Here is a 25,342-nt window from a genome sequence, read left to right on the forward strand (position 1 = left end):
GAATAACACGCTTCAGAGCCCCCGTACGACATCCGTACGGGGGCTCTTTTGCGTACCCGGCGAGGGTCCGGGGCCCTCAGGAGCCCTGGATCACCTGGGTCACCCCGTTGATGATCTGCTGGACGGCGATCGCGGAGAGCATCATGCCCGCGAGGCGCGTCACCAGGACCACGCCGCCGTCCTTGATGACGCGGATGATCAGCAGCGAGTAGCGCATCACGAACCACAGGACGACATGGATGGCGACGATCGCCATCCACACCGATACCTGCGTCGCGGCGCTGTCCGCCTTCTGCACCGCGAGGATGACGGACACGATCGCGCCGGGACCCGCGAGCAGCGGCATGCCGAGCGGCACCAGCGCGACGTTCACGTCCTTGGTCTGCTTCGGCTCGTCGGTCTTGCCCGTGAGCAGGTCGAGCGCGATGAGGAGCAGCAGCAGCCCGCCCGCGATCATGAGCGCGGGGACGGAGACATGCAGGTAGTCGAGGATCTGGTGACCCAACAGGCCGAAGACCGCGATGACGCCGAAGGCGACACAGACGGCCTGGAAGGCCATCCGCTTCTGCACCTTGGCGGGCCGGCCCGCGGTCAGCGCGAGGAAGATCGGGGTGATCCCAGGGGGGTCCATAATCACGAATAGCGTGAGAAAAAGGGATCCGAAGACAGCGACATCAAACACGGGGTGTGGCCTTGCGAGTGGGGTCCGCGGGATCAGCCGGGACGCGTCGTGCGTGGGGGTGCGGTGCGTGAGCCCGCACCGGGGCATGAAGGGAGCGGCCCGCCGGATCGCGGCAGGGCGCGGCTACGCGGTGGTTCCGCCGGCTCCGGGCACGGGGAACGCCCCGGTCGCCCGGCGCGTGATCTCCCCGTACACCTCGGGGTCGGTGGTGAACTCGCCGAGCACGCAGGTCTTCCGGCTGCCGTGGTAGTCGGAGGAGCCCGTGACCAGGAGGCCGAGGTCGGCGGCGAGACCGCGCAGGCGGGCCCGCGTGGCCGGTTCGTGGTCCATGTGGTCGGTCTCGATGCCGTCGAGTCCGGCCGCGGCGAGGTCGGCGATCGCCGACTCGGGCACGACCTGCCCGCGCTTGGCGGCCGCCGGGTGCGCGAAGACGGTGACCCCGCCCGCGGCCTTGACGAGGCGGATCGCGTCGAAGGGGTCGAGCTCGTGCTTGCCGACATACGCACGGCCGCCGTCGGCGAGCCAGTCGGGCGTGAAGGCGTCGGAGACGGATCCGACGACGCCGAGTTCGACGAGGGCCTCCGCGACGTGCGGGCGGCCGACGGACCCGTCGCCGGCGATGCGGGCGACCTGCTCCCAGGTCACGGGCACGCCGAGGTCCTGGAGCTTGGTGACCATGCCCTGCGCGCGCGGCACCCGGTCGTCCCGTACGAGCTCGCGCTCGCTCAGCAGCTCGGGCTCGTCGGGGTCGAAGAGGTAGGCCAGCATGTGCAGGCCCACGCCGTCGAGGCGGCAGGAGAGTTCGGCGCCGGTGACGAGCGTGAGTCCGGCCGGCAGTGCGGCGACGGCCTCCGCGTACCCGCGGCTCGTGTCGTGGTCGGTGAGCGCGACGACGTCCAGACCGGCGGCGGCCGCGTTACGGACCAGCTCGGCCGGGGTGTCCGTGCCGTCGGAAGCGGTGGAGTGGGTGTGCAGATCGATGCGCACGCGCGTACTCCAGGCTCTGAACGGACGGAAGGGGACGCTCAAGGATAACGGCGATCCGGAGCGATCCCGTCACCGTCGTCTCCCCGGATGACCCCTTACGTCAAGATGCGCGGCGACAGCGCGCCGCAGGGCACCATGTCGACCTCGGCGCCCACGTCGCGCAGGTCGGTCAGGACCAGCTCGTCGTACATCAGGAGCCCGGTCTGCTCGGGCCACACGATCGCCCACACCCACAGGCCGCGCGCCTCGCCCGCGAAGACCGCGCGGTCGTCGGGGGTGCCGGAGACGTGCCACATCGGGGTCGGGCGCCCGGCGGCCAGGACCTTGGCCTGGGGTGGCTTCTCGACGTTCATGTGCGGGCCGGGGTCGGGGCCGCCGATGCCCGCGTACCGGGCGCCGAGGCCTACGCCGAGCTCCTCCGCGACGAGCAGCATCTCCCCCACGCCGCCGAGCGGCCCGGGACCCGAGCACGCCACCGCGGTCGCCTTGCCGCCCGTGCGGTCGTCACCCGCGCTGGCCACTCCGGTGAACAGCCAGCCGACAGGCAGCGGCCAGGGCATCCACACCGGCACCTGGGCGCGGTGCGCGACGACGCTGAGCGCCTCGACGCTGGGCGGGATCACGGGCTGCAGCGGATGCACCGTCCCGTGCACGTCGCACTGCCAGGAGTCGGAGAAAAGGCCGGGAGCCCTGACCCGGCCACCACACTTCGGGCAACTGGGTTCGCCCCTCATAGGGACCAACGGTCCTCCCCGTCTCCCGGTCCGTCAAGGACGATCACCCGTCCGAGGGCGGGGTCTTGCGGGACCTCCCCGGAAAAACTAGATGTATCTTGCATTAGTTAGCCGAGCTAATTTATTATGTGCATACGCCAACGATCGCTCACGGTCGCCGGCGATCACGAGCGGTCTCCGCGCGAACGGCGCCACCCGAACGGCACCGCGCGAACGACACACGAATGCGAGGAACCGGCATGAGCCACAGCAGTACCGGAAGTGCGGGAGGTCCCGCCGAAGGGGACACATCGGACGCGGGGGCCACCAGCCTGCTGCGTCAGCCGAAGGCGGTCTGGGCGACCGCCGGGGCATCCGTCGTCGCCTTCATGGGCATCGGCCTCGTCGACCCGATCCTGCCCTCCATCGCCAAGGGCCTCGAGGCGACGCCCGGCCAGGTCTCCCTGCTCTTCACCTCGTACTTCCTGATCACCGCCGTCGCGATGCTCGTGACCGGGTTCGTCTCCAGCCGGATCGGCGGCAAGAAGACGCTCCTCGCGGGGCTCGCTCTCGTCGTGGTCTTCGCCGCGCTGGCCGGCACCTCGGGCTCCGTCGGTGAGCTCGTCGGATTCCGCGCAGGATGGGGCCTCGGCAACGCGCTGTTCGTCTCGACGGCCCTCGCCGTCATCGTCGGCGCCGCGGCCGGCGGCTCGGCCGCCGCGATCCTGCTCTACGAGTCCGCGCTCGGCCTCGGCATGGCCTGCGGCCCGCTGGTCGGCGCGCTGCTGGGCAACGCCAGCTGGCGCTACCCGTTCTTCGGCACCGCGGTCCTGATGGCCATCGGCTTCCTCTGCATCACGGCCTTCCTGAAGGAACAGCCCAGGCCCGCGAGGAAGACCTCGATCCTCGACCCGATCAAGGCGCTCGGCCACGGCGGGCTCGCCTCGGCCGCCGCCTCCGCCTTCTTCTACAACTACACGTTCTTCACGATGCTGGCCTTCACGCCGTTCGTCCTGAACATGACCCCGTACAAGTCGGGCGCGGTCTTCTTCGCCTGGGGCGTGCTGCTCGCGTTCTTCTCGGTGATCGTCGCGCCGCGCATGCAGGCCCGCTTCGGGTCGCTCAAGGTGCTCGGCGGCTCGCTGGTCCTGCTCGCCGCCGACGTGCTGGTCCTCGGGTACGGAGGCCACACCGCCGCCATCGTCTGCACGATCGTCTCCGGCGCCTTCATCGGCGTGAACAACACCGTGTACACGGAGCTCGCGCTCGGCGTCTCGGACGCGCCGCGGCCCGTGGCGAGCGCCGGCTACAACTTCGTGCGCTGGTTCGCCGCCGCGGCCGCCCCGTACTTCGCGCCGAAGATCGAGGAGTGGACCGACATCCACATCCCCTTCGTGGTCGCCGCGGTCACGGCGCTGCTCGGCGCGGGCGTCGTGTGGGTGCGCAGGAGCGCGCTCACCCACGAGGCCGAGGAACTGGCGCCGCAGCACGCCGGCGAGGACGGGATCTCCGTCTTCGCGAACTGACCCCTACGGATCCAGGGACACGGACCTGCGCAGCGGATCGCGCAGGTCCGTTCCGCTGTCCAGCCACTTCTCCTGCAGGGCGGCCGCGCCGTGCACCCGCTTCCACGCCGCTTCGTTCTGCGTCATCGGCAGCAGCGGCAGGAACCGTACGGGATCCAGCGGATCGTCCAGTTCCAGATCCTCCACGAGGCCCCCGGACTCCGCGACGAGCACCGACGTGAACGGGGCGCCGGGCCACAGGGGTTCACCCACGTCGAGCGAGGCGCCCGCGGCCACAACGACCCCCTCGACCTGCGGTGACGCGGCGAGCACGGCGAGCGGGCGCAGCACCTTGTCGGTGTCGGCGCGACCGGGACGCACCGACAGCACGAGTTCCGCGCGCGGGCCCTTGAGCGGGTCGGCGAGCGCGGACGTCGGGTCGGCCATGGGGGCGGCCGACATACCGAGCGTGGCGTAGCGCACGAGGCCGGTGTCCGCCACGTCAGTGAAGCGCAGTACCTCGATGCGGTCGGTGCCGAGGAACGTGACCGCGGCGCGCGCGTCCGGTTCACCGAGGGCCGTACGCAGCCGGGCCTCGACCAGAGCAAGAACATCTCCCATGCCGCGAGCATAGAACTCGCATCCAATGGGTAAAGGGTGGGCTCGCTTCTTCAGTCGGCTGATAGTCTTGGCCGCTGGTCGGGGCAGCACGCCAAGCGTTGCTTTCGAGCCCGTGACCTACATGCGTCCCCTGCGAGGGATGAGACGTCGTCCCTCACGGGGGACCGGCTGGAGGAGGTGGGGCTGCAATGGACCGAAGTCGACCGTGCAGTACCACCCGCTCTTCCGGCCACTGAGCCGTATTTTTCCGGCTTTCCGCGCACGCTCGAGTCTGTCTGCGCACCACGGAAGAGCACTTCGTTTCCGCCTGATCTGAATCAGTAGCGAAGCCGCCACCGCGCCGGTGCGGTGCTCCCCGCTTTGTGGACGTGCACACAGGATCCGCAGTCAGGACGTCCTCATTCCGGTTAGCGCCGACCCGTATGGCCACCGGCGGCTCCCTCCCGCGAAGGAGCCTGCCCATGTCGATGATCCGTGACCTGCGTGCCGCCGTCCGCCCCGCGCCGCGCGAGACCGGCAGCACGTCAGCCCCGTACGACACGACCCGCGACCCGTCGACGTCCACCGCCGTCGTCGACTGCGCCGTCTACCGCGACGGCGCCCGCGTCCACGACAGCGACTGCCTGACGCCCGGCGGCGCGATCCTCAAGGCGCGCCGCGACGGCGGCTTCGCCTGGATCGGTCTGCACGAGCCGACCGAGTCCGAATTCGCGGGTATCGCCGCCGAGTTCGGGCTCCACCCCCTCGCCGTCGAGGACGCCGTGCACGCCCACCAGCGCCCCAAGCTGGAGCGCTACGACGACACCCTGTTCACCGTCTTCAAGACCATCCACTACGTGGAGCACGCCGAACTCACCGCGACGAGCGAGGTCGTGGAAACCGGCGAGGTGATGTGCTTCACCGGCCGGGACTTCTTCATCACCGTCCGGCACGGCGGCCAGGGCTCGCTGCGGGCGCTGCGGCACCGGCTCCAGGACGACCCCGAGCTGCTCGCCAAGGGCCCGTCCGCCGTTCTGCACGCCATCGCGGACCACGTCGTCGACGGATATCTCGCCGTCGCCGACGCGATGCAGGACGACATCGACGAGGTCGAGACGGACGTCTTCTCGCAGACGGGCAAGGGCGCTCCGCGGGGCACGGACGCCGGGCGGATCTACCAGCTCAAGCGTGAGGTCCTCGAGTTCAAGCGGGCGGTGGCTCCGCTCCAGCGGCCCATGCAGCTGCTGAGCGAGCGGCCGATGCGGCTCGTCGACCCGGACATCCAGAAGTACTTCCGTGACGTCGCCGACCACCTCGCGCGCGTGCAGGAGCAGGTCGTCGGCTTCGACGAACTGCTCAACTCCATCCTCCAGGCCAACCTCGCGCAGGCGTCCGTCGCGCAGAACGAGGACATGCGCAAGATCACGTCCTGGGCGGCGATCATCGCCGTACCGACGATGGTCTGTGGCGTGTACGGCATGAACTTCGAGCACATGCCGGAGCTCCACTGGCGGTTCGGCTACCCGCTCGTCCTCGGCGTCACGGTGGGCGCCTGTTTCGCGATCCACCGCATCCTGAAGCGGAACGGGTGGCTCTGAACGGCCGAAGGACAGGCTCTAGGCTGGCGCCCATGACGGATCAGGCCAGCCCCTCTCCCGACCACCCCTCGACGGGCTCCGCGTTGATGGACCGAGCCCTCGTCGAGGAGGCCACCAAGAAGTCCGGCCTCATCTGGGTACGGGGCGCCTCGGGCCCCGAGCGCGCCCTGTGGCACGTGTGGCACGAGGGCGCGGCGAACCTGGTCGGCGACGGGCCCGGTGAGCAGCCGCTGCCCGGCCTCACCGACGGCGGGGCGGCGACCGTCACCGTGCGCAGCAAGGACAAGGGCGGGCGCCTCGTGGGCTGGACGGCCAGGGTCGTCGAGCTCGCCCCGCACTCCGAGGGGTGGGAGGCGGCCGTCGCCGAGCTGAAGGGCAAGCGCCTGAACGCGCCGGACGGCGAGGCGATGCCGGAGCGCTGGGCACACGAGTGCCGGGTGCTCCGCCTGGAGCCGACGGGGACCACGGTCGCGCCGTCGTCCGAGGCGCTTGCCGCGGCGCCCCTCGCCACGACCGCGACCACCCGTCGCGAGGCCCCCGCGGCGCTCCCCCACCTCCTGCTCCGCCGCAAGCGGCGCGGGAAGTAGGGCGAGCCGGCCCTCGGTGACTCAGGACGCCGGGAGCTGGGCCCCGTAGTCCACCGTGTCGCCCTTGCCCGGCTCGCGGAGCGTGAAGTCCTTGCCCCAGTCGGTGAGTTGGAGTGTGCCGGCGCCGCCCGCGCGCTCCAGGCGCAGCGGGTACGGGGTTCCCTCGAGGGAGACGTCGAGGGTGCCGCCGGCGCCCTTGTCGCCGGTGAGTTCGACCGTGCGTACGCCGCCCGCCGAACCCCGGTCACCCTTCTCCACCTTGCCGTGCAGGGTGAGCAGTCCGTCCAGGAGCGCGCCCTTGACGGTGAAGCCGCTCAGACGTTTGTAGGCCGGGTCGCCCTGCGGGACCTTGACGTACTTGCCGTCGAGCTTGTCCGCCGCGGCGGCCGTGCCCCCGTGCGCGGTGCCGCCCGAGCCCTTGCTGTCCTGGTGCGTCCAGAAGTCCGCGTCGGCCTTCAGGAACAGATGTTCCTTGACCCGCAGCAACTGGAAGGTCCGGCCGCCCGTCGTGACGGATCCCGTGCCGCCCTCGTCCTTGAGCCGCATGTCGATCTTGTACGTGTGCCCGCTGCTGACGACCGTGCCGGACAGGTGGACGGCCCCGGCTCCCTGGGCGGCCTTGACGGTGCGGCCCTGGATCTTCGGGGCGGTCAGTTTGGCGACGCCGTTCGTGCCCGCGTCCGGATCCTCGCCGCCGCATGCCGCGAGCCCGAGGCACATCACTCCCACCAGAAAGATCCCAGGGGAACGGCGGGCCAGGGGAAGTACGGTCACGGCTCGCGCTACCTCTCGTACGACGTCTTGCTCGGCGGCAGAACGGCAGCGTACCCGTGTCACCTGCGGTGAACGGAGCCAGTCCGTCCGGACGCAGCGCAAAGGCGCACGGGACCGGGACGGGCTAGCCTGAAGCACACCTTCAGGACACATGAGGATGTAAAGGAGGCGCGGCGCATGGCGGCAGGCGCCCCCCGGATCTTCGTCTCGCATCTCTCCGGCATCGCCGTCTTCGACCCCAACGGCGACATGGTGGGGCGCGTCCGCGATCTCGTCGCCATGCTGCGCGTCGGCCGCCGCCCGCCCCGGCTGCTCGGGCTCGTCGTGGAGCTCTCCACCCGGCGCCGCATCTTCCTGCCGATGACCCGCGTGACCGGCATCGAGTCCGGCCAGGTCATCACCACCGGCGTACTGAACGTGCGGCGCTTCGAGCAGCGGCCCACCGAGCGGCTCGTCCTCGGCGAGATGCTCGACCGGCGGGTGCGGCTCGTCGGGTCCGGTGAGGAGGTGACGGTCCTGGACGTCTCCGTGCAGCAGCTGCCGGCCCGCAGGGACTGGGAGATCGACCGGGTCTTCGTACGCAAGGGCAAGAGCGCCGGCGCGTTCCGCCGCGCCAAGGGGGAGACGCTCACCGTCGACTGGTCGGCCGTCGACGGGTTCTCGCTGGAGGAGCACGGGCAGGGCGCCGAGAACCTCCTCGCCACGTTCGAGCAGCTGCGCCCGGCCGACCTCGCCAACGTCCTGCACCACCTCTCCCCCAAGCGCCGGGCCGAGGTCGCGTCGGCCCTCACGAACGAGCGCCTCGCGGACGTCCTCGAGGAGCTGCCCGAGGACGACCAGATCGAGATCCTCGGCAAGCTGAAGGAGGAGCGCGCCGCCGACGTCCTGGAGGAGATGGACCCGGACGACGCCGCCGACCTGCTCGGCGAGCTGCCCGAGGACGACAAGGAGCGGCTGCTCGCGCTGATGCAGCCCTCGGACGCGGCCGACGTGCGGCGGCTGATGGCGTACGAGGACAACACCGCGGGCGGTCTGATGACGACCGAACCGATCGTGCTGCGGCCCGACGCGACCGTCGCCGACGCGCTGGCCCGGGTCCGCAACCCCGACCTCTCCCCCGCGCTGGCCGCGCAGGTGTACGTGTGCCGGCCGCCCGACGAGACGCCCACCGGCAAGTACCTCGGCACGGTGCACTTCCAGCGGCTGCTGCGCGACCCCCCGTACACGCTGGTGTCCTCGATGCTCGACGAGGACCTCCAGACCCTCGCGCCGTCCGCCGCGCTCCCGGTCGTCGCCGGGTTCTTCGCGACGTACGACATGGTGGCGGCGCCCGTCGTCGACGAGAGCGGTTCGCTGCTCGGCGCGGTCACCGTGGACGACGTCCTCGACCACATGCTGCCGGAGGACTGGCGCGAGCAGGAGTTCCACCTGGCCGACGCGGAGGTGGACCATGGCGCCCGCTGAGCGCGAGCGGGACGGCCGCCCCGAGGGCGCGCGGGCGCCGCGCTTCCGGCTCGACGTGCCGCGCCCCCCGCGCCGCAAGCTGCTGCCCGACTACGACCCGGAGGCCTTCGGGCGGCTCTCGGAACGGATCGCCCGCTTCCTGGGGACGGGCCGGTTCATCGTCTGGATGACGGTGATCATCATCGCGTGGGTGGTGTGGAACGTCTCCGCGCCGAGCAGCCTGCGCTTCGACCAATACCCGTTCATCTTCCTGACCCTGATGCTCTCGCTCCAGGCCTCGTACGCCGCTCCGCTCATCCTGCTCGCGCAGAACCGGCAGGACGACCGGGACAAGGTCAACCTCGAACAGGACCGCAAGCAGAACGAGCGCTCCATCGCCGACACCGAGTACCTCAGCCGCGAGGTCGCCGCCCTGCGGATGGGCCTCGGAGAGGTCGCCACCCGCGACTGGATCCGCTCCGAGCTCCAGGACCTGCTCAAGGAGCTGGAGGACCAGCGGGTCACCTTCCCGGCCCGCTCCGCGTCCGACGCAGGTCACAGACGTGACGTAGACGACCGCTGACAGGGCTTTCCGGACAAGGGTTACCGCGCCGTACTATCGGCGTATGGCTACGGAAGACGCGGTGCGCGAAGCACTGGCGACGGTGAACGACCCCGAGATCCAGCGACCCATCACCGAGCTGGGGATGGTCAAATCGGTGGAGATCGGCGCGGATGGCACGGTCGCGGTCACCGTGTACCTCACCGTCTCCGGCTGCCCCATGCGCGAGACCATCACGAAGAACGTGACCGACGCGGTCGCTGCCGTCGAGGGCGTCACGCGCGTCGACGTCACGCTGGACGTGATGGGCGACGAGCAGCGCAAGGAGCTCGCCGCGGCGCTGCGCGGCGGCACGGCCGAGCGTGAGGTGCCCTTCGCCAAGCCCGGCTCACTGACCCGGGTGTACGCGGTGGCGTCCGGCAAGGGCGGCGTCGGCAAGTCCTCGGTGACGGTGAACCTCGCGGCCGCGATGGCCGCCGACGGCCTGAAGGTCGGCGTCGTGGACGCCGACATCTACGGCCACAGCGTGCCGCGCATGCTGGGCGCCGAGGGACGTCCCACCCAGGTCGAGAACATGATCATGCCGCCGTCCGCGAACGGCGTGAAGGTCATCTCGATCGGCATGTTCACCCCGGGCAACGCGCCGGTCGTGTGGCGCGGCCCGATGCTGCACCGCGCGCTCCAGCAGTTCCTCGCCGACGTCTTCTGGGGCGACCTGGACGTCCTGCTCCTCGACCTGCCGCCGGGCACGGGCGACATCGCGATCTCCGTCGCTCAGCTCGTCCCGAACGCGGAGATCCTCGTCGTCACGACGCCTCAGCAGGCGGCGGCCGAGGTCGCCGAGCGCGCCGGCTCCATCGCCGTCCAGACCCACCAGAAGATCGTCGGCGTCGTCGAGAACATGGCGGGCCTGCCCTGCCCGCACTGCGACGAGATGGTCGACGTGTTCGGCACGGGCGGCGGCGAGCGCGTCGCCGAGGGCCTCACGAGGACGACCGGGGCGAACGTGCCGGTGCTCGGCTCCATCCCGATCGACGTCCGGCTGCGCGAGGGCGGCGACGAGGGCAAGCCGGTGGTCCTCTCCGACCCCGACTCCCCCGCGGGCTCGGCCCTGCGCGCCATCGCCGGCAAGCTGGGCGGCCGCCAGCGCGGCCTGTCGGGCATGTCGCTGGGAATCACCCCGCGCAACAAGTTCTGACCCTCAGGGATCACGCCGATGGGGCACGGTCATCGCGACCGTGCCCCATCGGCGTATCCGGAACCCTCTACGCCTCGTAGGCGCCGATGTCCTTGATCATCGAGAAGCCCAGACCGTACGCACTCATGCCGCGCCCGTACGCCCCCAGGTGCACGCCCTCCTGCGTCGACCCGGCGAGGACCCAGCCGAACTCCGACTCCCGGTAGTGGAACGGCGTCGGGACGCCGTCCACCGGCAGGGACAGCATCGTCCAGTCCGCGCCCTCGAGATCGTCCGCGAGGACCCACGCCGTCTCGGTCTGCTGGTCCAGCCAGTCGTCGCGCAGGGTGTGGTCCATCTGCCCCGGCCACGTGACGTTGAGCAGGCCGACCCCGGCGAGCCAGGCCGCCGAGGAGACCGAGGTCGCCTCCAGGACACCCGTGCCGTCGGCGCTGCGCCGGACGGGGCTGGCCGCCACGGTCACGACGACCGCGAACCGCTCCTTGTCCTCCGTGCCCTCGCTCCGCAAGGTGGGCTCGTCGCCGTGCCCGATGGAACCGTGCTCCACGGCGCCCTCCGCCGAGGTGCCGACCTGCATCAGCCGCCGCGGCCCCGTGTATGCCTCGTCGAGGCCGTACCAGGGGAAGGGCGCCAGCAGGTAGCCGTCGACCGTGCGCCGGGCCGTCAGGACCTCGGGGGTCCCTTCCGCCGCGGGCGCCTGCGCGCCTACCCGACTCGTCGTCTCCATGTACCCGGCCGCCTCCTCGCTCAGTCGGACCGCGGCGGCCCACCCCCCTCGGGCGTCTCGCCACCGATCCGCGCAACAACAAGGCAGGATGCCACACCCGGGTACACGACCCCGGGTTACGGCAGGTGCGCGGGGCGGGTCGCCGGGGCGCGGTGCAGCGAGCCGGAACGCCTCAGGTCGCGTCGGCGTCGTACGGCGGGTGGTCGTCCGCCGCCGGCTTCTCCGGCTTCTTCTGCATGTCGATCTTGGCGGGAGCCGAACCGGACGACGCGGCGACGGCCCCGGAGCCGGACGGTGCCTCGTCCGCGCTCTGCACCGCCTCCGTGACCTCGGCCATCTCCTTCTTCAGGTCGAAGCCGTTGCGGATCTCCTTGAGCCCGAGTTCGTCGTTGTCCAGCTGCTTGCGGATGAACGTCTTCGGGTTGAGGTCCTCGAAATCGAAGTCCTTGAACTCCGGGCCCAGTTCCTCGCGGATGTCCCGCTTGGCGCTGTCCGAGAACTCGCGGATCTTACGGATCGTGCGCGTCACGTCCTGGATGACCTTCGGCAGCTTGTCCGGGCCGAAGACGAGCACCGCGAGGACGACGAGCGTCAGCAGCTCGAGTGGGCCTATGTCGTTGAACACCTTGCGCTCCTAGCGTGTCCTCAGGCCCGCAGCTGGTCTCCGTGGCAGGTCTTCCGGGTTCCGGACCGGGTCCACGGTACCCGGCGTTGCTGTCCGTCCGGTAGCCACTGGGCTACGTCTGGGCTCAGCCGTCGCACAAGCGCTTGCCGCCGGTCGTCCCACCAAGGTCCCGCCCCGGCCCCCTCGGGGCGGGGCGGGACCGCGGCGGGACGCTGTCGCGCACCGCCGGTCGCACGGTCAGCTGCCGTCCGCCGAGCCCAGGACGAGGGTGACCTCGCGCTCCTTGCCGTCCCGTTCCACGGTCAGGGCCAGGTGGTCCTCGGGCCGGTGGGACCGGATCTTGACGATGAGTTCCTCGGCGGAGTGGACACGCGCCCCGTCCACCGCGGTGACGACGTCGCCGCCCTCGATCCCGGCCTTGGCACCGGGACCGCCCGGATTCACCGGCGAACCGCCGTTGTTGCCCTTCGTCGCGACACGGGCTCCATCACCCGCGTAGTCCATGTCGAGCGTGACGCCGATCACAGGGTGGGTAGCGCGGCCCGTGTTGATCAGCTCCTCGGCGACGCGCTTGCCCTGGTTGATGGGGATGGCGAAACCGAGGCCGATCGAGCCTGCCTGGCCGCCCTCCAGGCCCGAGCCGCTGTCGGCAGACCGGATGGCGCTGTTGATCCCGATGACGCGGCCCTGCGCATCGACCAGCGGGCCGCCCGAGTTGCCCGGGTTGATGGGCGCGTCGGTCTGGAGCGCGTCGACGTAGCTGACGTCGCTGCCGTCGCCCTTCTCGCCGCCGGCCGTGATGGGCCGCTCCTTGGCGCTGATGATCCCGGAGGTCACCGTGTTGGCCAGGTCGAAGGGCGCGCCTATGGCCACGACGGGGTCTCCGACTTGGACGTTCTCCGAGTTGCCGAGGGCGAGGGGCTTGAGCCCGCGTACGCCGGTGACCTTGACGACGGCGAGGTCGTAGCCGGAGTCGCGGCCGATCACCTCGGCCTTGGCGGTCTCACCTCCGCTGAAGGTGACCGATATGTCGCCGCTGCTGCCGGCCGGTTCGACCACGTGGTTGTTGGTGAGGATGTGGCCCTGGGAGTCGAGGACGAAGCCGGTGCCGGTGTCCTGGGCGTCGGAACCGCTGACGTGGATCGTGACGACGCCGGGCAGGGCCCGGGCCGCGATACCGGCGATGCTGCCGGGGTCGCGCTTCACGGACTCGGCGCCGGCCTGCGGCAGTTCCACGTCGGCGGACGAGCCGTCGCGCTCCAGATACGTGCCGACGAGGCCGCCGATCCCGCCCGCGACGAGCGCGACCACGGCGGTCCAGGCAACGAGCAGGCGCCGCCCCCTCTTGGTCCCGCGCCGCTGCTCGCCCGCGGGCGCGGGCGCGTTCCAGGGGTCGTACCGCTGCCAGGGCCCTCCGGGCGGGGGCGGGTTGAAGCCGGGTCCGCCCGGTGCCGTCCCGGGCCCCGCCGAGCCGCCCGCGAGCGGCGGGGCCGCGTGGTGGGCCTGCTGTTCGACGGGCACCGGTGCCTGATCCGCCGGGTGCGGGGCGTACGGGGCGGCGTGGGTCATCGGTCCGCCGGCGTACGGCGGCGGGGTGCCGTGCTCCGGCGGCATGGCCGTGCCGTGGGCCGGGGACGGCATGGCCGTGCCCTGCGCGGGCGTGGCGGCGGCCGGATGCTGGACCGGCGGCGCGGGCGCCCAGGGCCCGGGCTCACCGTAAGGCGGCGTGCCGTAGGGGTCCGGCGCATGCAGAGGGCGCGGCCGCGTCTGCTGCACGGATCCCTGATCAACCGTCACGACTTCACCGGGTGCCCCAGCGGATCCCTCGGCGACAAGGGCACCGGCATCCTGCGCAGATGCGGCCCCGCCCACCACGGCACCAGCCACCTGCTCCGGTTCAGCTCCGCCCGCCACGGCACCGGCCGCCTGCGCGGGACCACCGGGAGGTTCAGTCGTCACCACATCGGCAACGGCGGAGCTGTCACGGGAACGCTCATCGGCGCCCGTGCCCGCAACCGACGCCCCGTCAGCCGCGCCCTCACCGTTCCCGGCGAGGAGCTCTGCGGCGTCGGGCACGTCTCCTGAGGCCGGCACCACGGGCGCGGGCGCCGGCTCGGCCAGCTCGAAGTCCCCGTCGTCGCGCGGAGCGCCCCCGGTCGGCCGGGGGCGGCTCCACCACTTCGCCTTCGTGGGCTTCCCCTCGTCCATGTTCCGCCGCTCTCCCCACACCTGGCCCGCGGCAACGACCCGCGGGCAGCCACACGGCGATCGCCCCAGTCGGACCGCCCCTCCGCGCCGCACCCCGGGATCGCCCGGCGGGCGCGGCCGCTCACCATGGATTCAACCAGGTTCGCGGACCGGCGCGCAGAGGGCAGGGTCAGCGGGCGGAGGCCGTGGGCGTGCCGGAGGACGACGCCGCGGGGGCCGCCGCGAGACTTGACCCAGGGCTGGACTCCGGGCCCGGCCCAGGGCTTTCGAAAGCGGTGCCGACGCCGGACCGGGGCACGGCGGGGACGGATGCGACGGGACGTATCAGTGGAGACAGCGTCCGCGGCCCGCTGAGGAGCGGGGCCGCGAGCGGGTAGACGGCGCTCTGCGCACCCGGCTGCGTGGCCATGCCGGACAGCAGGGGGGCGCCCGACTCGGTGGCGGCGACCGGCGCGTTCAGCGCGCCGCCCGCCCGCTGTCCGAGCATCGGTGACAGGTTCCGGCGGCGCTGCGACTCGGCCGCTGCGGCCACGCCGGCGCTCTGGGTGCGCAGCGGTGTCGCGTTGCTGCCCGAACCGCCGCCCCGGACGTCACCGCCCGAGTCGGCGGGAACGCCGGTGGAGACGCCGCCGAGCGCGATCGCGGCCAACGACACCGCACCGGCGGCGGCGAACGCGAAACGGCGCCCGCGCGAGGCCGCGCGGTCGCTGTCACCGCGGCCGACCTCATGGATGCGGAAGCCGCGCTCCGCGGCCGGGGCACTGGCGAGCAGTGCGTTGTGGCGGCCGGCCGGGGCGTAGCCGAAGGGTTCGGGGTCTACTCCGAAGACTCCGTTCCCGAAGCCTCTGCCGCCGAGTCCTCCCCCGCCGAACGGGGTGCCGCCGCCGTGTGAGTCGTCACCTCCTCCGGGGAGCCCCTGGAGGCGTGCCAGGAAACTCTCGCTGGGGGGCGGCGGTGCCGCCTCGGCGAAGACACTCTTCAGCCGCCGCTGCGCGTCGGCCTCGGCCTTGCACTTCGGACAGGTGGCCAGATGGGCGAGTCCCCGCTCGCGGGCGTCATGTCCCAGCTCGCCGTCGACGAGGGCGGCGAGCCGGTCTCCCAGATGATGCTCGGAGAGCAGCCGCTCGGCGGGGTCCGGACGTGATCCACTCACGCGGTCGCGCCCCCTCCTCCAAGCGCGGGAACGCCCGTGGTCGCGAGCGAGCGACGCTCGGCGCGGGCCTCCGGCGACCGGTGCTGCAGGGCCTTGCGCAGCTGTGAGCGACCGCGGTGGATCCGGCTGCGGACCGTGCCGAGCTTGACGCCCAGGGTCGCGGCGATCTCCTCGTACGAGAGGCCCTCGATGTCGCACAGGACGACGGCCGCGCGGAACTCGGGCGCGAGGGTGTCCAGCGCCTGCTGGACGTCCGCGTCGAAATGCGTGTCGTGGAAGACCTGCTGCGGCGACGGCTCGCGGCTCGGCAGGCGCTCGGCCGCGTCGTCGCCGAGGGCGTCGAAGCGGATGCGCTGCTTGCGGCGCACCATGTCGAGGAAGAGGTTCGTGGTGATGCGGTGCAGCCAGCCCTCGAAGGTGCCGGGCGTGTACGTCGACAGCGAGCGGAAGACGCGGACGAAGACTTCCTGTGTGAGGTCCTCGGCGTCGTGCTGGTTACCCGTCAGGCGGTAGGCGAGGCGGTAGACCCGGCCGCTGTGCGTGCTGACGATCTCCTCCCAGGTCGGGGGAGTCCACGCCTGCGATTCCGCATCAGCGGCGAAGGTCGCGGTCTGCGCGGAGCGGGCGGCGTTGGAACGGTCAGCAGTGTTGGTCACGGATTTCGGCTCACCCGCCGACCTGAGAAAGCGCCGCAGCACTCCTCCCCGATCCACAGGCGCAGCCGCACCTCCCCTATCGGCTCTGGTGGTGTCCAGTGGAGCCCCTACCATAGCCACCTCGCCCGTTAGCTCCGGATAAGTGTTTTTACTGAGATTTGCCTGAGGGCGCCGGGCGCCTCGCCTGCGCTGATTGCTCTGTCGGTCCACCGGCCACCCCCGCGCTCTTCCCCACTCCGTTTTCCCCTGCCCCCTTAAACGCCCGGTCCCATCTGCGAGTTCCCGCCACCAACGGATACAGTCACGCGCAGGCAACCACGGGGACAGGAGAGGGCCATTACCGGCAACCGGCAGACGAGCTGGGCGTTCGCCGACGCCTTTGTCGCCGAGGACGACGCGCTGCGCTGGGCCCGGGACCGGGCCCGTGAGGCCGGCACCCGCCCGGTGTCACCCGGCGCGGGCGCCGCGCTGCGGATGCTCGCTGCCACCGTGGGCGCCAAGGCGGTGGCCGAGATCGGCACGGGAACCGGGGTGTCCGGAATCCACCTGCTGCACGGCATGCGGCCCGACGGCGTCCTGACCACGGTGGATCCGGAGCCGGAGCGGCAGCAGTTCGCCCGGCAGGCGTTCCGCGCCGCAGGATTCGCGAGCAATCGGGCGCGTTTCATCCCCGGACGTGCCCTCGACGTGCTGCCCCGGCTCGCTGACAGCGGGTACGACCTCGTCTTCTGCGACGGCGACCGCACCGAGTGCCTCGACTACCTCGCTGAATCGTTGCGCCTGTTGCGACCTGGCGGGCTCGTCTGTTTCGAGGGCGTCTTCGCCGACGGCCGGACGGTCGATTCGGGCCCCCAGCCGGTAGAGGTCCTGCGGATGCGGGAGCTGCTGCGGGCGGTGCGCGAGGCGCAGGATCTGGTGCCCTCGCTGCTCCCGGTCGGCGACGGGCTGCTCTGCGCCGTCAAGCGCTGACGCCGCGTACCGAGCCCCTTGGAAAAATGCTTCCGAACGCTATCTGACCTGCGGATATACGACTGCCCCGGTACCGCTGGCGGTACCGGGGCAGTCGACAGGTATGGTCGCTTCCGCGTCAGCCGACGACCTTCTTGAGGGCATCGCCGAGTGCATCGGCCTCGTCCGGAGTCAGCTCGACGACAAGCCGACCGCCGCCTTCGAGCGGAACGCGCATGACGATGCCCCGCCCCTCCTTGGTCACCTCGAGCGGGCCGTCGCCCGTCCGCGGCTTCATGGCCGCCATGCTCGTTCCCCTTCCTGAAACCAGCTCATCGCAGCCGACAACCCAGGTGTCACCGGCATCGAACACATTGCTTCTTGGCCATTATCCCGCATCGCGGGACCCGATGACCAACTTCGGTCCGCATCGCTTGCACAACGCGCTTGTGCAAAACCACTCAATTCGGCGATGTGGCTGCGATACTGCGCCTCCTTCACGACTCCCTCGGGACAAATTTCTTTGACGCAGGTCACATGCGCGGGCCCCGTCGAGGACCGTGATCTCCGTCATGCTGAGCACTGACGACGACCGAGCCGCATCAGTTGGAGGGAATCCATGGCCGACAGCGTTCTCTACGAGGTGAGCGACGGGCTCGCGACCATCACGCTCAATCGCCCCGAGGCGATGAACGCGATGAACACCGAGTCCAAGGTCGCCTTCCGGGACGCGGCGCAGGCGGCCGCGGCGGACGGTGCGGTACGGGCCGTGCTGCTCACCGCCGCCGGTGACCGGGCGTTCTGTGTGGGCCAGGACCTGAAGGAGCACGTGGGCTCCCTGATGGCCGACCGCGAGGCGGGCACGGGCAGCACCATGAACACCGTGCGCGAGCACTACAACCCGATCCTGCGGGCCCTGACGCAGATGCCCAAGCCCGTCGTGGCCGCGGTCAACGGTGTGGCCGCCGGGGCCGGTTTCGGCTTCGCGCTCGCCGCCGACTACCGGATCGTCTCGGACACGGCGGCCTTCAACACGTCCTTCGCGGGCGTCGCCCTGACCGCGGACTCGGGTGTCTCCTGGACACTGCCGCGCGTCGTGGGCCCCGGGCGCGCCGCCGACCTGCTGCTGTTCCCGCGCACGGTGAAGGCGCAGGAGGCGTACGAACTCGGGATCGCGAACCGGGTCGTGCCCGCCGCCGAACTGGCCGAGGAGGCACGGAAGCTGGCGCTTTCGCTGGCCGAGGGTCCGACGCTGGCGTACGCGGCGCTGAAGGAGTCCCTCGCCTTCGCGGCGGGTCACACCCTGGACGAGTCCCTCGACAAGGAGGACGAACTCCAGTCGAGGGCGGGCGCGTCGGAGGACCACGCCATCGCGGTCCAGGCGTTCATCGCCAAGGAGAAGCCCAAGTACCTGGGCCGGTAGGACGCGTGCGCGGCCCGCAGCGTGCCTGAGGCCCGCCCTCAGCGCTTGCGGGCCACGCAGTCCACCAGGTGGTCGTTGACCAGGCCGCAGGCCTGCATGAGCGCGTACGCCGTCGTCGGGCCGACGAAGCGCAGGCCGCGCTTCTTGAGCGCCTTGGACAGAGCCGTCGACTCGTCCGTGATCGCGGGGACGTCGCCGATGACGCGCGGCGCCGGGCGGGCGGCCGGGTCAGGGGCGTGCGACCAGATCAGGGTGTCCAGCTCGCCCTCGGGCCAGTCGGCGAGCACGCGCGCGTTGGCCAGCGTCGCGTCGATCTTGGCGCGGTTGCGGATGATGCCCTCGTCGGCGAGGAGCCGCTCGCGGTCGGTGTCCGTGAACGCGGCCACGTCGGAGATCTTGAACCCGGCGAACGCGGCGCGGAAGCCCTCGCGGCGACGCAGGATCGTGATCCAGGACAGGCCGGACTGGAACGCCTCCAGGGAGACCCGCTCGAACAGCGCGTCGTCGCCGTGGACGGGGCGGCCCCACTCCTCGTCGTGATACGTCACGTAGTCCTCGGTGGACAGGCCCCACGGGCAGCGCAGCGCCCCGTCCGGGCCCGGTACGGCGCCGCCTGCGATCTCGTCGCTCACTGGTGGTCCTCTCCGGGGTATCGGCCGAAACCGGGTCCCTGGGGTCGCAGCTGGGCCCGCGCCCCCGACAGGGCGGTCTCCAGGTCGGCGATGCGCTGGTCCCGCTCGGCGAGCTCGGCGCCGAGCCGTCCGAGGGCGTCGTCCACCTCCGCCATGCGGTAGCCACGCAGCGCGACGGGCAGGCGCAGGGCCTCCACGTCGGCGCGGCCGACCGGCCGGTCGTAGGGCAGCGGGTCGGCGAACTGCTCGGGCGGCGCCTCCGGGAGCGCCCCGCTCTCGCCGCCGCCGAGCACGGCGAGCGTCACCGCGCCGACGACCACGACGAGCGCGACGACCAGAAACAAGAACATGACCATCTTCGCTGTCCCCTGGCTCGGAGCCCGGATCCGGTCCCGATCCCGGTCCGGAAACTGTCAGGGTCCGATCGTGCCATGAGGGTGTGACAGTTAAGGTCGCAGGCGACCGGTCGACAGGTTTCACAGCTGCCACAAGGAGAGTCACAGGGGATGCTCAGGCTTGGCCCGCGCGAGTTCGGCGCACACGAGCCGGTGATCATGGCGATCGTCAACCGGACCCCTGACTCGTTCTACGACCAGGGCTCGACGTTCCACGACGAGCCCGCGCTCACCCGGGTCGAACAGGCCGTGGCGGAGGGCGCCGCGATCATCGACATCGGCGGGGTCAAGGCGGGCCCCGGCGACGAGGTGAGCGCGCAGGAGGAGGCGCGCCGCACGGTCGGCTTCGTGGCCGAGGTGCGCCGCCGCTTCCCGGACGTCGTCATCAGCGTCGACACCTGGCGGCACGACGTGGGCGAGGCGGTCTGCGAGGCCGGCGCCGATGTCCTGAACGACGCATGGGGCGGCGTCGACCCCAAGCTGGCGGAGGTCGCGGCACGTTACGGGAAGGGCCTGGTCTGCACGCACGCGGGCGGCGCCGAGCCGCGTACGCGCCCGCACCGGGTCGCCTACGACGACGTGATGGCGGACATCCTCGACGTGACGGTGGGGCTCGCCGAGCGGGCCGTGGCGCTGGGGGTGCCGCGCGAGTCGGTGCTCATCGACCCGGGGCACGACTTCGGCAAGAACACCCGGCACAGCCTGGAGGCGACGCGCAGGCTGGGCGAGATGGTGGAGACGGGCTGGCCGGTCCTGGTGTCCCTGTCGAACAAGGACTTCGTCGGCGAGACGCTCGACAGGCCGGTCAAGGAGCGCGTGATCGGGACCCTGGCGACGACGGCGGTGTCGGCGTGGCTGGGCGCTCAGGTGTACCGGGTCCACGAGGTGGCCGAGACCAGGCAGGTGCTCGACATGGTGGCCACCATCGCCGGCCACCGGCCCCCGGCGGTCGCCCGCCGAGGGCTCGCGTAGGCGCCTGTCCTCAGGGCCTTACTTGCCGACTTCCTTGGTCACGAGGGAGATCGCCTCTTCCACGTCGTCCGTGACGTGGAACAGGAGCAGGTCGGCCTCGGAGGCCTTGCCCTGGGCGATGACGGTGTTCTTCAGCCAGTCGACCAGGCCGCTCCAGTACTGCGTTCCGAAGAGGACGATCGGGAAGCGCGTGACCTTCGTGGTCTGGACGAGAGTGAGTGCCTCGAACAGCTCGTCCAGGGTGCCGAGGCCGCCCGGCAGGACCACGAAGCCCTGTGCGTACTTCACGAACATCGTCTTGCGGACGAAGAAGTAGCGGAAGTTCAGGCCGAGGTCGACGTACTGGTTGAGGCCCTGTTCGAAGGGCAGCTCGATGCCGAGGCCCACGGAGATGCCCTTGGCCTCGACGGCGCCCTGGTTCGCGGCCTGCATCGCGCCGGGGCCGCCGCCCGTGATGACCGCGAACCCGGCCTCGACGAGCGCCTTGCCGATGGCGACTCCGGCCGCGTACTCCGGCGAGTCCGTCTGCGTACGGGCCGAGCCGAACACGCTGATGGCGGGCGGGAGTTCGGCGAGCGTGCCGAAACCCTCGATGAACTCCGACTGGATGCGCAGGACCCGCCAGGGGTCGGTGTGCACCCACTCGGAGGGACCTTCGGAGTCGAGGAGGCGCTGGTCGGTGGTGCCCGGCTGGACCTGGTCGCGGCGACGGATCACCGGGCCGAGCCGCTGCTCCTTGGGACGCTTCCTGCCCTCGGGGTTGCTCATTCGCTGCTCCCTCCACTGCGTACGTGCAGCAAGGGTAGGTCTACGCGGGTTACGCGCGGGGGACCTCGGAGTGTCAGGCCGTGAGCCAGGAGCGCAGGCGTTCCTCGGCGGCGAGGATCTTGCGGGTGTCCACGTGCTCGTCCCTCTTGTGGGCGAAGATCGGGTCGCCGGGGCCGTAGTTCACGGCGGGGACGCCGAGCGCGCTGAACCGGGAGACGTCCGTCCAGCCGAACTTGGGGCGGGCCTTGCCGCCGACGGCCGCCATGAAGGCGGCGGCGGCCGGGTGGTCGAGGCCGGGGCGCGCGCCGCCGGTGTGGTCGTCGACCACGTAGTCGTCGATGTCGCAGCCGGCGAAGAAGTCCCGGACGAAGGCCTCGGCCTCCTCGGGGCTGCGGTCGGGCGCGTAGCGGAAGTTGACGGTGACGGAGCAGGCGTCGGGGATGACGTTGGTGGCGACGCCGCCCTCGATGCGCACGGCGTTGAGGCCCTCGTGGAACCGGAGTCCGTCGACGACGGGCTTGCGGGGCTCGTACGCGGCGAGGCGTTCGAGGATGGGGGCGGCCTTGTGGACGGCGTTGGAGCCCATCCACGCGCGCGCGGAGTGCGCCCGCTCGCCCTTGGTCGTCAGGATGACGCGCAGGGTGCCCTGGCAGCCGCCCTCGACCTCGCCGTCGGTGCCCTCCAGGAGGATCGCGAAGTCGCCCTCCAGCCAGTCGGGGTGGGCCTCGGCCACATGTCCCAGACCGTTGAGGTGGGCGGCGACCTCTTCGTTGTCGTAGAAGACGAACGTGAGGTCGCGGTTGGGCTCGGTGACGGTCTGCGCGATGCGCAGCTGGACCGCGACGCCCGACTTCATGTCGCTGGTGCCGCAGCCCCACAGGACGCCGTCCTCGTCGAGGCGCGAGGGGACGTTGTCGGCGATCGGGACCGTGTCGATGTGCCCGGCGAGAATGACGCGCTCGGCGCGCCCCAGGTTCGTCCGCGCGACGATGTTGTTGCCGTACCGGTCGACCGTGAGGTGCGGCAGGGCGCGCAGGGCCGTCTCGATGGCGTCGGCGAGGGGCTTCTCCTGCCCGCTCGGCGACGCGAAGTCGACCAGCTGGGCGGTGAGCAGCGCGGCGTCCCGCGTGAGGTCAAGGGCGGTGAGGTCCATGGCGTCGACCCTAATGCCCGGCGGCCGCGGGCCCTGTCGGTGGCCTCCAGTACCTTTGACGCGTGCCTGAGCCCCCCACCCTCGTCCGGCGCGGCCGTCTCCTCCGTATCGGAGCGGCCGTCGTGGTGCTGCTCGCTGTCGCCGCGTATCTGGTGGTCCAGTACGTCTCGGGCGGCAGACCGGCCCCGCGCTGCACGGTCGTGTCGGGGAACGGCGACGGCGCGTCCTACGAGTTCACCTCCGAGCAGGCGGTGAACGCGGCGACGATCTCGGCCGTCGGCACCTCGCGCGGCATGCCCGAGCGCGCCGTCACGATCGCCCTCGCGACCGCGCTCCAGGAGTCGGGCCTGCGGAACATCCATCACGGCGACCGCGACTCGCTGGGCCTGTTCCAGCAGCGCCCGTCGGAGGGCTGGGGCACGCAGGCACAGATCATGGACCCGGTGTACGCGGCGGGGCGGTTCTACGAGCATCTGGACAAGATCCCGGGCTATTCGCGGCTGCCCCTGACCGTCGCCGCGCAACGGGTCCAGCGCAGCGGCTATCCGCAGGCGTACGCGAAGCACGAGCCGGACGCCACGCTGCTCGCCGCGGCGCTGACCGGCCGGGCGGGTGCGTCGCTGACCTGCGAGGGCCGGCCGAGCGGCACGGAGATCAGGAAGCCGGGCGATCCGGCGAAGGTGCGGGCGGCGCTGGTGCGTGACTTCGGGCGCGAGCTGTCGTCGGCGGCCGGCGCGGGCAGGCACGACGTGACCGTACCGGTGCCCGCCACGATGGACTCGGCCGAGGGCGGGGAGCAGCAGCGCGGCTGGGAGCTGGCGCACTGGGCGGTGGCCAACTCGTCGGCCCTGCACATCGAGCGGGTGTCCTACGCGGGCCGCGACTGGACCGCGGGCGACGCCGGCGGCACGTGGAGCGGGGCGGCGGCGCAGGCCGCGGCGGGGGCCGGCAAGGGCCTCCGAGAGGTCCGGATCGTCACCGCGCAGTAGTGCGGTTGATAGCTCGATCGGGCGATGTACGTCATCCGGGGGCGACGTCCCGCACGGTTCTTCGCAGACCCCGTGGGCATATGCGGAAATCCCTTGCGGGCAAAGGGACGTAGGCGCTTTACGACCTCGCGGAGTGCGTGCCGTTTGCCCGTTTTTCGCCGCAGATGATAATGCGACACATTGCCAACTCTTTACGTTACGGGAGCGAAACCTTCGCGACCTTCGAGCGGTAGTCACTGCGTCCGAGCGCCGGGCACCCGGCGCCTGACACCACCGTTCTCTCCCGTCTAAGGAGCATCAATGTCCCTCCCCCTGACCCGCCGGATCGCCCGTGCCGCGCTGCTGATCGCAGCGGGAGCGGCTCCCGTGGTCGGAGCGGCCGGATCCGCGAGCGCCGTAGACCTCCCGGCCACCCCGAACGTGGGCGGCCTCACCGCGCTCGACGGCGCGAACGTCGGCAACACCGTCGACGGCGCCGCCAAGAACGTCAGCGGCCTCGCCGGTGACGCGGGCAGCAAGGCCGTGAAGAAGGCCGTGCCGACCGCGGGCAAGGCCGTGGGCCGGAGCGCCAAGACGGTCACCCCCGCCGCCCAGAAGGCGGCCGGTGACGTCGCGGGCAGCGCCGGTGACGTGGTCGGCAAGACCACGGGCGCGGCCACCCACAGCGGCATCCCGACCGACTCCCTCGGCAGCGGCCTGCCCACCGGCGCTCTCCCCGCCACGGGCGAGCTGCCGACGCAGGGCCTGCCGCTCGGCTGAGCATCCGGCAGGCAGCAAGAGTGAAAGGGGGCGGGGAGCCTGTGACGACAGGCTCCCCGCCCCCTTCGCTGTGCCGTGAGCAGTGACTCGGACACCCAGCTCAGCCGCCCTGACTCAGACGCCGTGGCTCAGGCGCCCTGACTCAGGCGCTCGACCGCCGCGGCCACGCGCTCGTCGCTCGCCGTCAGCGCCACGCGGACGAACCGGTCGCCCGCGGGACCGTAGAAGTCGCCGGGCGCGACCAGGATCCCCAGCTCCGCCAGATGCGCCACGGTGTCCCAGCAGGACTCGTCGCGCGTGGCCCACAGGTAGAGGCTCGCCTCGCTGTGCTCGATACGGAAGCCGTGCTCGACCAGGGCGTCGCGCAGGGCCGCGCGGCGGGCCGCGTAGCGCCCGCGCTGCTCCTGTACGTGCTCGTCGTCGCCGAGCGCCGCGACGACGGCTGCCTGCGTCGGGGCGGACGTCATCATGCCGCCGTGCTTGCGGATCTGGAGCAGGTCGCCGAGGACGGCGGCGTCACCGGCCAGGAAGGCGGCCCGGTAGCCGGCGAGGTTCGACCGCTTCGAGAGCGAGTGGACCGACACGATCCCCTCGTACGAGCCGCCGCAGACGTCCGGGTGCAGGACCGATACCGGGTCTGCCTCCCAGCCCAGCTCGATGTAGCACTCGTCGGAGAAGATGAGGATGCCGTGCTCGCGTGCCCAGGCGACGATCCGGGTCAGTTCGTCCTTGGACAGGACGCGACCGGTCGGGTTCGAGGGCGAGTTGAGCCACAGGAGCTTGATCCCGGTCGGGTCGAGCTCCGTGGGGTCGTCGTACGCGACGTGGTCCGCGCGGGCGAGGCGGGCGCCGACCTCGTACGTCGGGTAGGCCAGGCGCGGGTAGGCGACCTTGTCTCCGGGGCCGAGGCCCAGCTGCGTCGGGAGCCAGGCCACGAGCTCCTTGGAGCCGACGATCGGCAGGACGTTGTGGTGGGTGAACCCGCGCGCGCCGAGGCGCCGCTCGCTCCAGCCCACGAGGGCGTCCCGCAGCTCGGGCGTGCCCCACACCGTGGGATAGCCCGGCGAGTCCGCGGCCGCGATCAGCGCTTTCTGGATCAGCTCGGGCACCGGGTCGACCGGTGTGCCGACGGAGAGGTCGACGATCCCGCCCTCATGGGCGGCGGCCGTCTTCTTGTACGGCTCGAGCTTGTCCCAGGGGAACGTGGGAAGGCGGTCGGAGACTGCGGACACCTGGCTCACTTCTTTCGTACATGCTGCGCACTTGGGCAAACGCCTCGGTCCCG

Annotated in this window: 27 protein-coding genes; 11 read left to right on the forward strand and 16 right to left on the reverse strand. The window is 71.4% G+C overall.

Annotated elements, in window-relative coordinates:
• Positions 1–76: 76 nt before the first annotated feature.
• The 3 genes from OHO83_RS18265 to OHO83_RS18275 form a co-directional block, all read right to left on the reverse strand.
• Positions 77–682, reverse strand: a complete 606-nt coding sequence (locus OHO83_RS18265) for a MarC family protein (RefSeq protein WP_266673862.1) — start codon at positions 680–682, stop codon at positions 77–79.
• A gap of 123 nt (positions 683–805) precedes the next feature.
• Entirely contained in the window at positions 806–1,669 is an 864-nt protein-coding gene (locus tag OHO83_RS18270) for a PHP domain-containing protein (RefSeq protein ID WP_266673860.1), read from the reverse strand.
• Between the two features lie 95 nt (positions 1,670–1,764).
• Positions 1,765–2,403, reverse strand: a complete 639-nt coding sequence (locus tag OHO83_RS18275; protein WP_266673858.1) for a DUF6758 family protein — start codon at positions 2,401–2,403, stop codon at positions 1,765–1,767.
• A 239-nt stretch (positions 2,404–2,642) separates the two neighbouring features.
• Between OHO83_RS18275 and OHO83_RS18280 the strand changes: the two genes are divergently transcribed.
• Entirely contained in the window at positions 2,643–3,908 is a 1,266-nt protein-coding gene (locus OHO83_RS18280) for an MFS transporter (protein ID WP_266673856.1), read from the forward strand.
• A 3-nt stretch (positions 3,909–3,911) separates the two neighbouring features.
• Here OHO83_RS18280 and OHO83_RS18285 read toward each other — a convergent pair whose 3' ends face one another.
• Positions 3,912–4,508 carry a suppressor of fused domain protein gene (locus tag OHO83_RS18285; RefSeq protein WP_266673854.1) on the reverse strand — a complete coding sequence of 199 codons (597 nt, stop codon included), beginning with the start codon at positions 4,506–4,508 and terminating at the stop codon, positions 3,912–3,914.
• 461 nt (positions 4,509–4,969) lie between these two features.
• Here OHO83_RS18285 and OHO83_RS18290 point away from each other — a divergent pair, with 461 nt between their 5' ends.
• Together OHO83_RS18290 and OHO83_RS18295 are read left to right on the forward strand one after the other, a co-directional pair.
• The gene (locus OHO83_RS18290; protein WP_116510290.1) at positions 4,970–6,085 is read left to right on the forward strand and encodes a magnesium and cobalt transport protein CorA; all 1,116 of its coding nucleotides are present in this window, start codon (positions 4,970–4,972) and stop codon (positions 6,083–6,085) included.
• Positions 6,086–6,117: 32 nt separating this feature from the next.
• On the forward strand, positions 6,118–6,672 hold the full coding sequence (locus OHO83_RS18295; RefSeq protein WP_266673852.1) for a hypothetical protein: 555 nt from the start codon (positions 6,118–6,120) through the stop codon (positions 6,670–6,672).
• Between the two features lie 21 nt (positions 6,673–6,693).
• On the opposite strand, the gene OHO83_RS18300 is transcribed toward OHO83_RS18295, so the two are convergent.
• A complete protein-coding gene (locus OHO83_RS18300; protein ID WP_405635392.1) occupies positions 6,694–7,446 on the reverse strand; it encodes a hypothetical protein in 753 nt (250 codons plus the stop codon).
• A 177-nt stretch (positions 7,447–7,623) separates the two neighbouring features.
• On the opposite strand from OHO83_RS18300, the gene OHO83_RS18305 reads away from it, so the two are divergent.
• Genes OHO83_RS18305 through OHO83_RS18315 form a run of 3 tightly spaced genes read left to right on the forward strand, consistent with a single transcriptional unit; the run spans position 7,624 to position 10,649 of the window.
• Positions 7,624–8,910 (forward strand): magnesium transporter MgtE N-terminal domain-containing protein, encoded by a 1,287-nt coding sequence (locus OHO83_RS18305; protein WP_266673850.1) that lies wholly within the window; start codon positions 7,624–7,626, stop codon positions 8,908–8,910.
• Entirely contained in the window at positions 8,897–9,472 is a 576-nt protein-coding gene (locus tag OHO83_RS18310) for a DUF1003 domain-containing protein (RefSeq protein WP_266673848.1), read from the forward strand. The genes OHO83_RS18305 and OHO83_RS18310 overlap by 14 nt, the downstream gene beginning before the upstream one ends.
• Before the next feature lie 43 nt (positions 9,473–9,515).
• The gene (locus tag OHO83_RS18315; RefSeq protein ID WP_266673846.1) at positions 9,516–10,649 is read left to right on the forward strand and encodes an Mrp/NBP35 family ATP-binding protein; all 1,134 of its coding nucleotides are present in this window, start codon (positions 9,516–9,518) and stop codon (positions 10,647–10,649) included.
• Between the two features lie 67 nt (positions 10,650–10,716).
• Here OHO83_RS18315 and OHO83_RS18320 read toward each other — a convergent pair whose 3' ends face one another.
• The 5 genes from OHO83_RS18320 to sigE form a co-directional block, all read right to left on the reverse strand.
• Positions 10,717–11,376, reverse strand: a complete 660-nt coding sequence (locus OHO83_RS18320; RefSeq protein ID WP_266673844.1) for a hypothetical protein — start codon at positions 11,374–11,376, stop codon at positions 10,717–10,719.
• 172 nt (positions 11,377–11,548) lie between these two features.
• Positions 11,549–12,001, reverse strand: coding sequence for a sec-independent translocase (locus OHO83_RS18325; protein WP_266673842.1), 453 nt, complete (start codon positions 11,999–12,001; stop codon positions 11,549–11,551).
• A gap of 237 nt (positions 12,002–12,238) precedes the next feature.
• Positions 12,239–14,209 (reverse strand): S1C family serine protease, encoded by a 1,971-nt coding sequence (locus tag OHO83_RS18330; protein ID WP_330279634.1) that lies wholly within the window; start codon positions 14,207–14,209, stop codon positions 12,239–12,241.
• A 169-nt stretch (positions 14,210–14,378) separates the two neighbouring features.
• Complete coding sequence (locus tag OHO83_RS18335) at positions 14,379–15,362, reverse strand: zf-HC2 domain-containing protein (protein ID WP_266673836.1); 984 nt, start codon at positions 15,360–15,362, stop codon at positions 14,379–14,381.
• A complete protein-coding gene (gene sigE, locus OHO83_RS18340) occupies positions 15,359–16,132 on the reverse strand; it encodes an RNA polymerase sigma factor SigE (protein ID WP_266676613.1) in 774 nt (257 codons plus the stop codon). The genes OHO83_RS18335 and sigE overlap by 4 nt, the downstream gene beginning before the upstream one ends.
• 156 nt (positions 16,133–16,288) lie before the next feature.
• On the opposite strand from sigE, the gene OHO83_RS18345 reads away from it, so the two are divergent.
• Positions 16,289–16,987 carry an O-methyltransferase gene (locus OHO83_RS18345; RefSeq protein WP_116510313.1) on the forward strand — a complete coding sequence of 233 codons (699 nt, stop codon included), beginning with the start codon at positions 16,289–16,291 and terminating at the stop codon, positions 16,985–16,987.
• Positions 16,988–17,105: 118 nt separating this feature from the next.
• Here OHO83_RS18345 and OHO83_RS18350 read toward each other — a convergent pair whose 3' ends face one another.
• Positions 17,106–17,273: a DUF3117 domain-containing protein gene (locus tag OHO83_RS18350; protein WP_003966491.1), complete on the reverse strand. Its 168-nt coding sequence runs from the start codon at positions 17,271–17,273 to the stop codon at positions 17,106–17,108.
• A 312-nt stretch (positions 17,274–17,585) separates the two neighbouring features.
• Between OHO83_RS18350 and OHO83_RS18355 the strand changes: the two genes are divergently transcribed.
• On the forward strand, positions 17,586–18,389 hold the full coding sequence (locus OHO83_RS18355; protein ID WP_266673835.1) for an enoyl-CoA hydratase/isomerase family protein: 804 nt from the start codon (positions 17,586–17,588) through the stop codon (positions 18,387–18,389).
• 38 nt (positions 18,390–18,427) lie between these two features.
• Here OHO83_RS18355 and OHO83_RS18360 read toward each other — a convergent pair whose 3' ends face one another.
• The gene (locus OHO83_RS18360) at positions 18,428–19,009 is read right to left on the reverse strand and encodes a DNA-3-methyladenine glycosylase I (protein ID WP_323187004.1); all 582 of its coding nucleotides are present in this window, start codon (positions 19,007–19,009) and stop codon (positions 18,428–18,430) included.
• Positions 19,010–19,017: 8 nt separating this feature from the next.
• Positions 19,018–19,377, reverse strand: coding sequence for a DivIVA domain-containing protein (locus OHO83_RS18365; protein ID WP_266673834.1), 360 nt, complete (start codon positions 19,375–19,377; stop codon positions 19,018–19,020).
• Positions 19,378–19,527: 150 nt separating this feature from the next.
• Between OHO83_RS18365 and folP the strand changes: the two genes are divergently transcribed.
• Positions 19,528–20,388 carry a dihydropteroate synthase gene (gene folP, locus OHO83_RS18370; protein WP_100596624.1) on the forward strand — a complete coding sequence of 287 codons (861 nt, stop codon included), beginning with the start codon at positions 19,528–19,530 and terminating at the stop codon, positions 20,386–20,388.
• Between the two features lie 18 nt (positions 20,389–20,406).
• Here the strand turns inward: folP and OHO83_RS18375 are convergent, their stop codons facing one another.
• Together OHO83_RS18375 and dapE are read right to left on the reverse strand one after the other, a co-directional pair.
• Positions 20,407–21,156: a TIGR00730 family Rossman fold protein gene (locus tag OHO83_RS18375; protein ID WP_266560504.1), complete on the reverse strand. Its 750-nt coding sequence runs from the start codon at positions 21,154–21,156 to the stop codon at positions 20,407–20,409.
• Between the two features lie 73 nt (positions 21,157–21,229).
• Positions 21,230–22,309 (reverse strand): succinyl-diaminopimelate desuccinylase, encoded by a 1,080-nt coding sequence (dapE, locus tag OHO83_RS18380; RefSeq protein WP_266673832.1) that lies wholly within the window; start codon positions 22,307–22,309, stop codon positions 21,230–21,232.
• Between the two features lie 62 nt (positions 22,310–22,371).
• On the opposite strand from dapE, the gene OHO83_RS18385 reads away from it, so the two are divergent.
• Both OHO83_RS18385 and OHO83_RS18390 read left to right on the forward strand, forming a co-directional pair.
• Positions 22,372–23,298 (forward strand): heavy metal transporter, encoded by a 927-nt coding sequence (locus OHO83_RS18385; protein WP_266673830.1) that lies wholly within the window; start codon positions 22,372–22,374, stop codon positions 23,296–23,298.
• A 300-nt stretch (positions 23,299–23,598) separates the two neighbouring features.
• The gene (locus OHO83_RS18390) at positions 23,599–24,057 is read left to right on the forward strand and encodes an ATP-binding protein (protein WP_266673828.1); all 459 of its coding nucleotides are present in this window, start codon (positions 23,599–23,601) and stop codon (positions 24,055–24,057) included.
• A 128-nt stretch (positions 24,058–24,185) separates the two neighbouring features.
• Here the strand turns inward: OHO83_RS18390 and OHO83_RS18395 are convergent, their stop codons facing one another.
• The gene (locus OHO83_RS18395) at positions 24,186–25,289 is read right to left on the reverse strand and encodes a bifunctional succinyldiaminopimelate transaminase/glutamate-prephenate aminotransferase (protein ID WP_266673826.1); all 1,104 of its coding nucleotides are present in this window, start codon (positions 25,287–25,289) and stop codon (positions 24,186–24,188) included.
• Between the last annotated feature and the right edge of the window lie 53 nt (positions 25,290–25,342).

The organism is Streptomyces sp. NBC_00569 (assembly GCF_036345255.1).
Taxonomy (GTDB): Bacteria; Actinomycetota; Actinomycetes; order Streptomycetales; family Streptomycetaceae; genus Streptomyces.

Bases quoted from the DNA above. Each gene is read 5' to 3' on its own strand.
- OHO83_RS18275 (WP_266673858.1), bottom strand. From the start codon at position 2,403: ATGAGGGGCGAACCCAGTTGCCCGAAGTGTGGTGGCCGGGTCAGGGCT.
- OHO83_RS18280 (WP_266673856.1), top strand. From the start codon at position 2,643: ATGAGCCACAGCAGTACCGGAAGTGCGGGAGGTCCCGCCGAAGGGGAC.
- OHO83_RS18285 (WP_266673854.1), bottom strand. From the start codon at position 4,508: ATGGGAGATGTTCTTGCTCTGGTCGAGGCCCGGCTGCGTACGGCCCTC.
- OHO83_RS18290 (WP_116510290.1), top strand. From the start codon at position 4,970: ATGTCGATGATCCGTGACCTGCGTGCCGCCGTCCGCCCCGCGCCGCGC.
- OHO83_RS18295 (WP_266673852.1), top strand. From the start codon at position 6,118: ATGACGGATCAGGCCAGCCCCTCTCCCGACCACCCCTCGACGGGCTCC.
- OHO83_RS18305 (WP_266673850.1), top strand. From the start codon at position 7,624: ATGGCGGCAGGCGCCCCCCGGATCTTCGTCTCGCATCTCTCCGGCATC.
- OHO83_RS18310 (WP_266673848.1), top strand. From the start codon at position 8,897: ATGGCGCCCGCTGAGCGCGAGCGGGACGGCCGCCCCGAGGGCGCGCGG.
- OHO83_RS18315 (WP_266673846.1), top strand. From the start codon at position 9,516: ATGGCTACGGAAGACGCGGTGCGCGAAGCACTGGCGACGGTGAACGAC.
- OHO83_RS18320 (WP_266673844.1), bottom strand. From the start codon at position 11,376: ATGGAGACGACGAGTCGGGTAGGCGCGCAGGCGCCCGCGGCGGAAGGG.
- OHO83_RS18330 (WP_330279634.1), bottom strand. From the start codon at position 14,209: ATGGACGAGGGGAAGCCCACGAAGGCGAAGTGGTGGAGCCGCCCCCGG.
- sigE (WP_266676613.1), bottom strand. From the start codon at position 16,132: ATGGTAGGGGCTCCACTGGACACCACCAGAGCCGATAGGGGAGGTGCG.
- OHO83_RS18350 (WP_003966491.1), bottom strand. From the start codon at position 17,273: ATGGCGGCCATGAAGCCGCGGACGGGCGACGGCCCGCTCGAGGTGACC.
- OHO83_RS18355 (WP_266673835.1), top strand. From the start codon at position 17,586: ATGGCCGACAGCGTTCTCTACGAGGTGAGCGACGGGCTCGCGACCATC.
- OHO83_RS18365 (WP_266673834.1), bottom strand. From the start codon at position 19,377: ATGGTCATGTTCTTGTTTCTGGTCGTCGCGCTCGTCGTGGTCGTCGGC.
- folP (WP_100596624.1), top strand. From the start codon at position 19,528: ATGCTCAGGCTTGGCCCGCGCGAGTTCGGCGCACACGAGCCGGTGATC.
- OHO83_RS18375 (WP_266560504.1), bottom strand. From the start codon at position 21,156: ATGAGCAACCCCGAGGGCAGGAAGCGTCCCAAGGAGCAGCGGCTCGGC.
- dapE (WP_266673832.1), bottom strand. From the start codon at position 22,309: ATGGACCTCACCGCCCTTGACCTCACGCGGGACGCCGCGCTGCTCACC.
- OHO83_RS18390 (WP_266673828.1), top strand. From the start codon at position 23,599: ATGTCCCTCCCCCTGACCCGCCGGATCGCCCGTGCCGCGCTGCTGATC.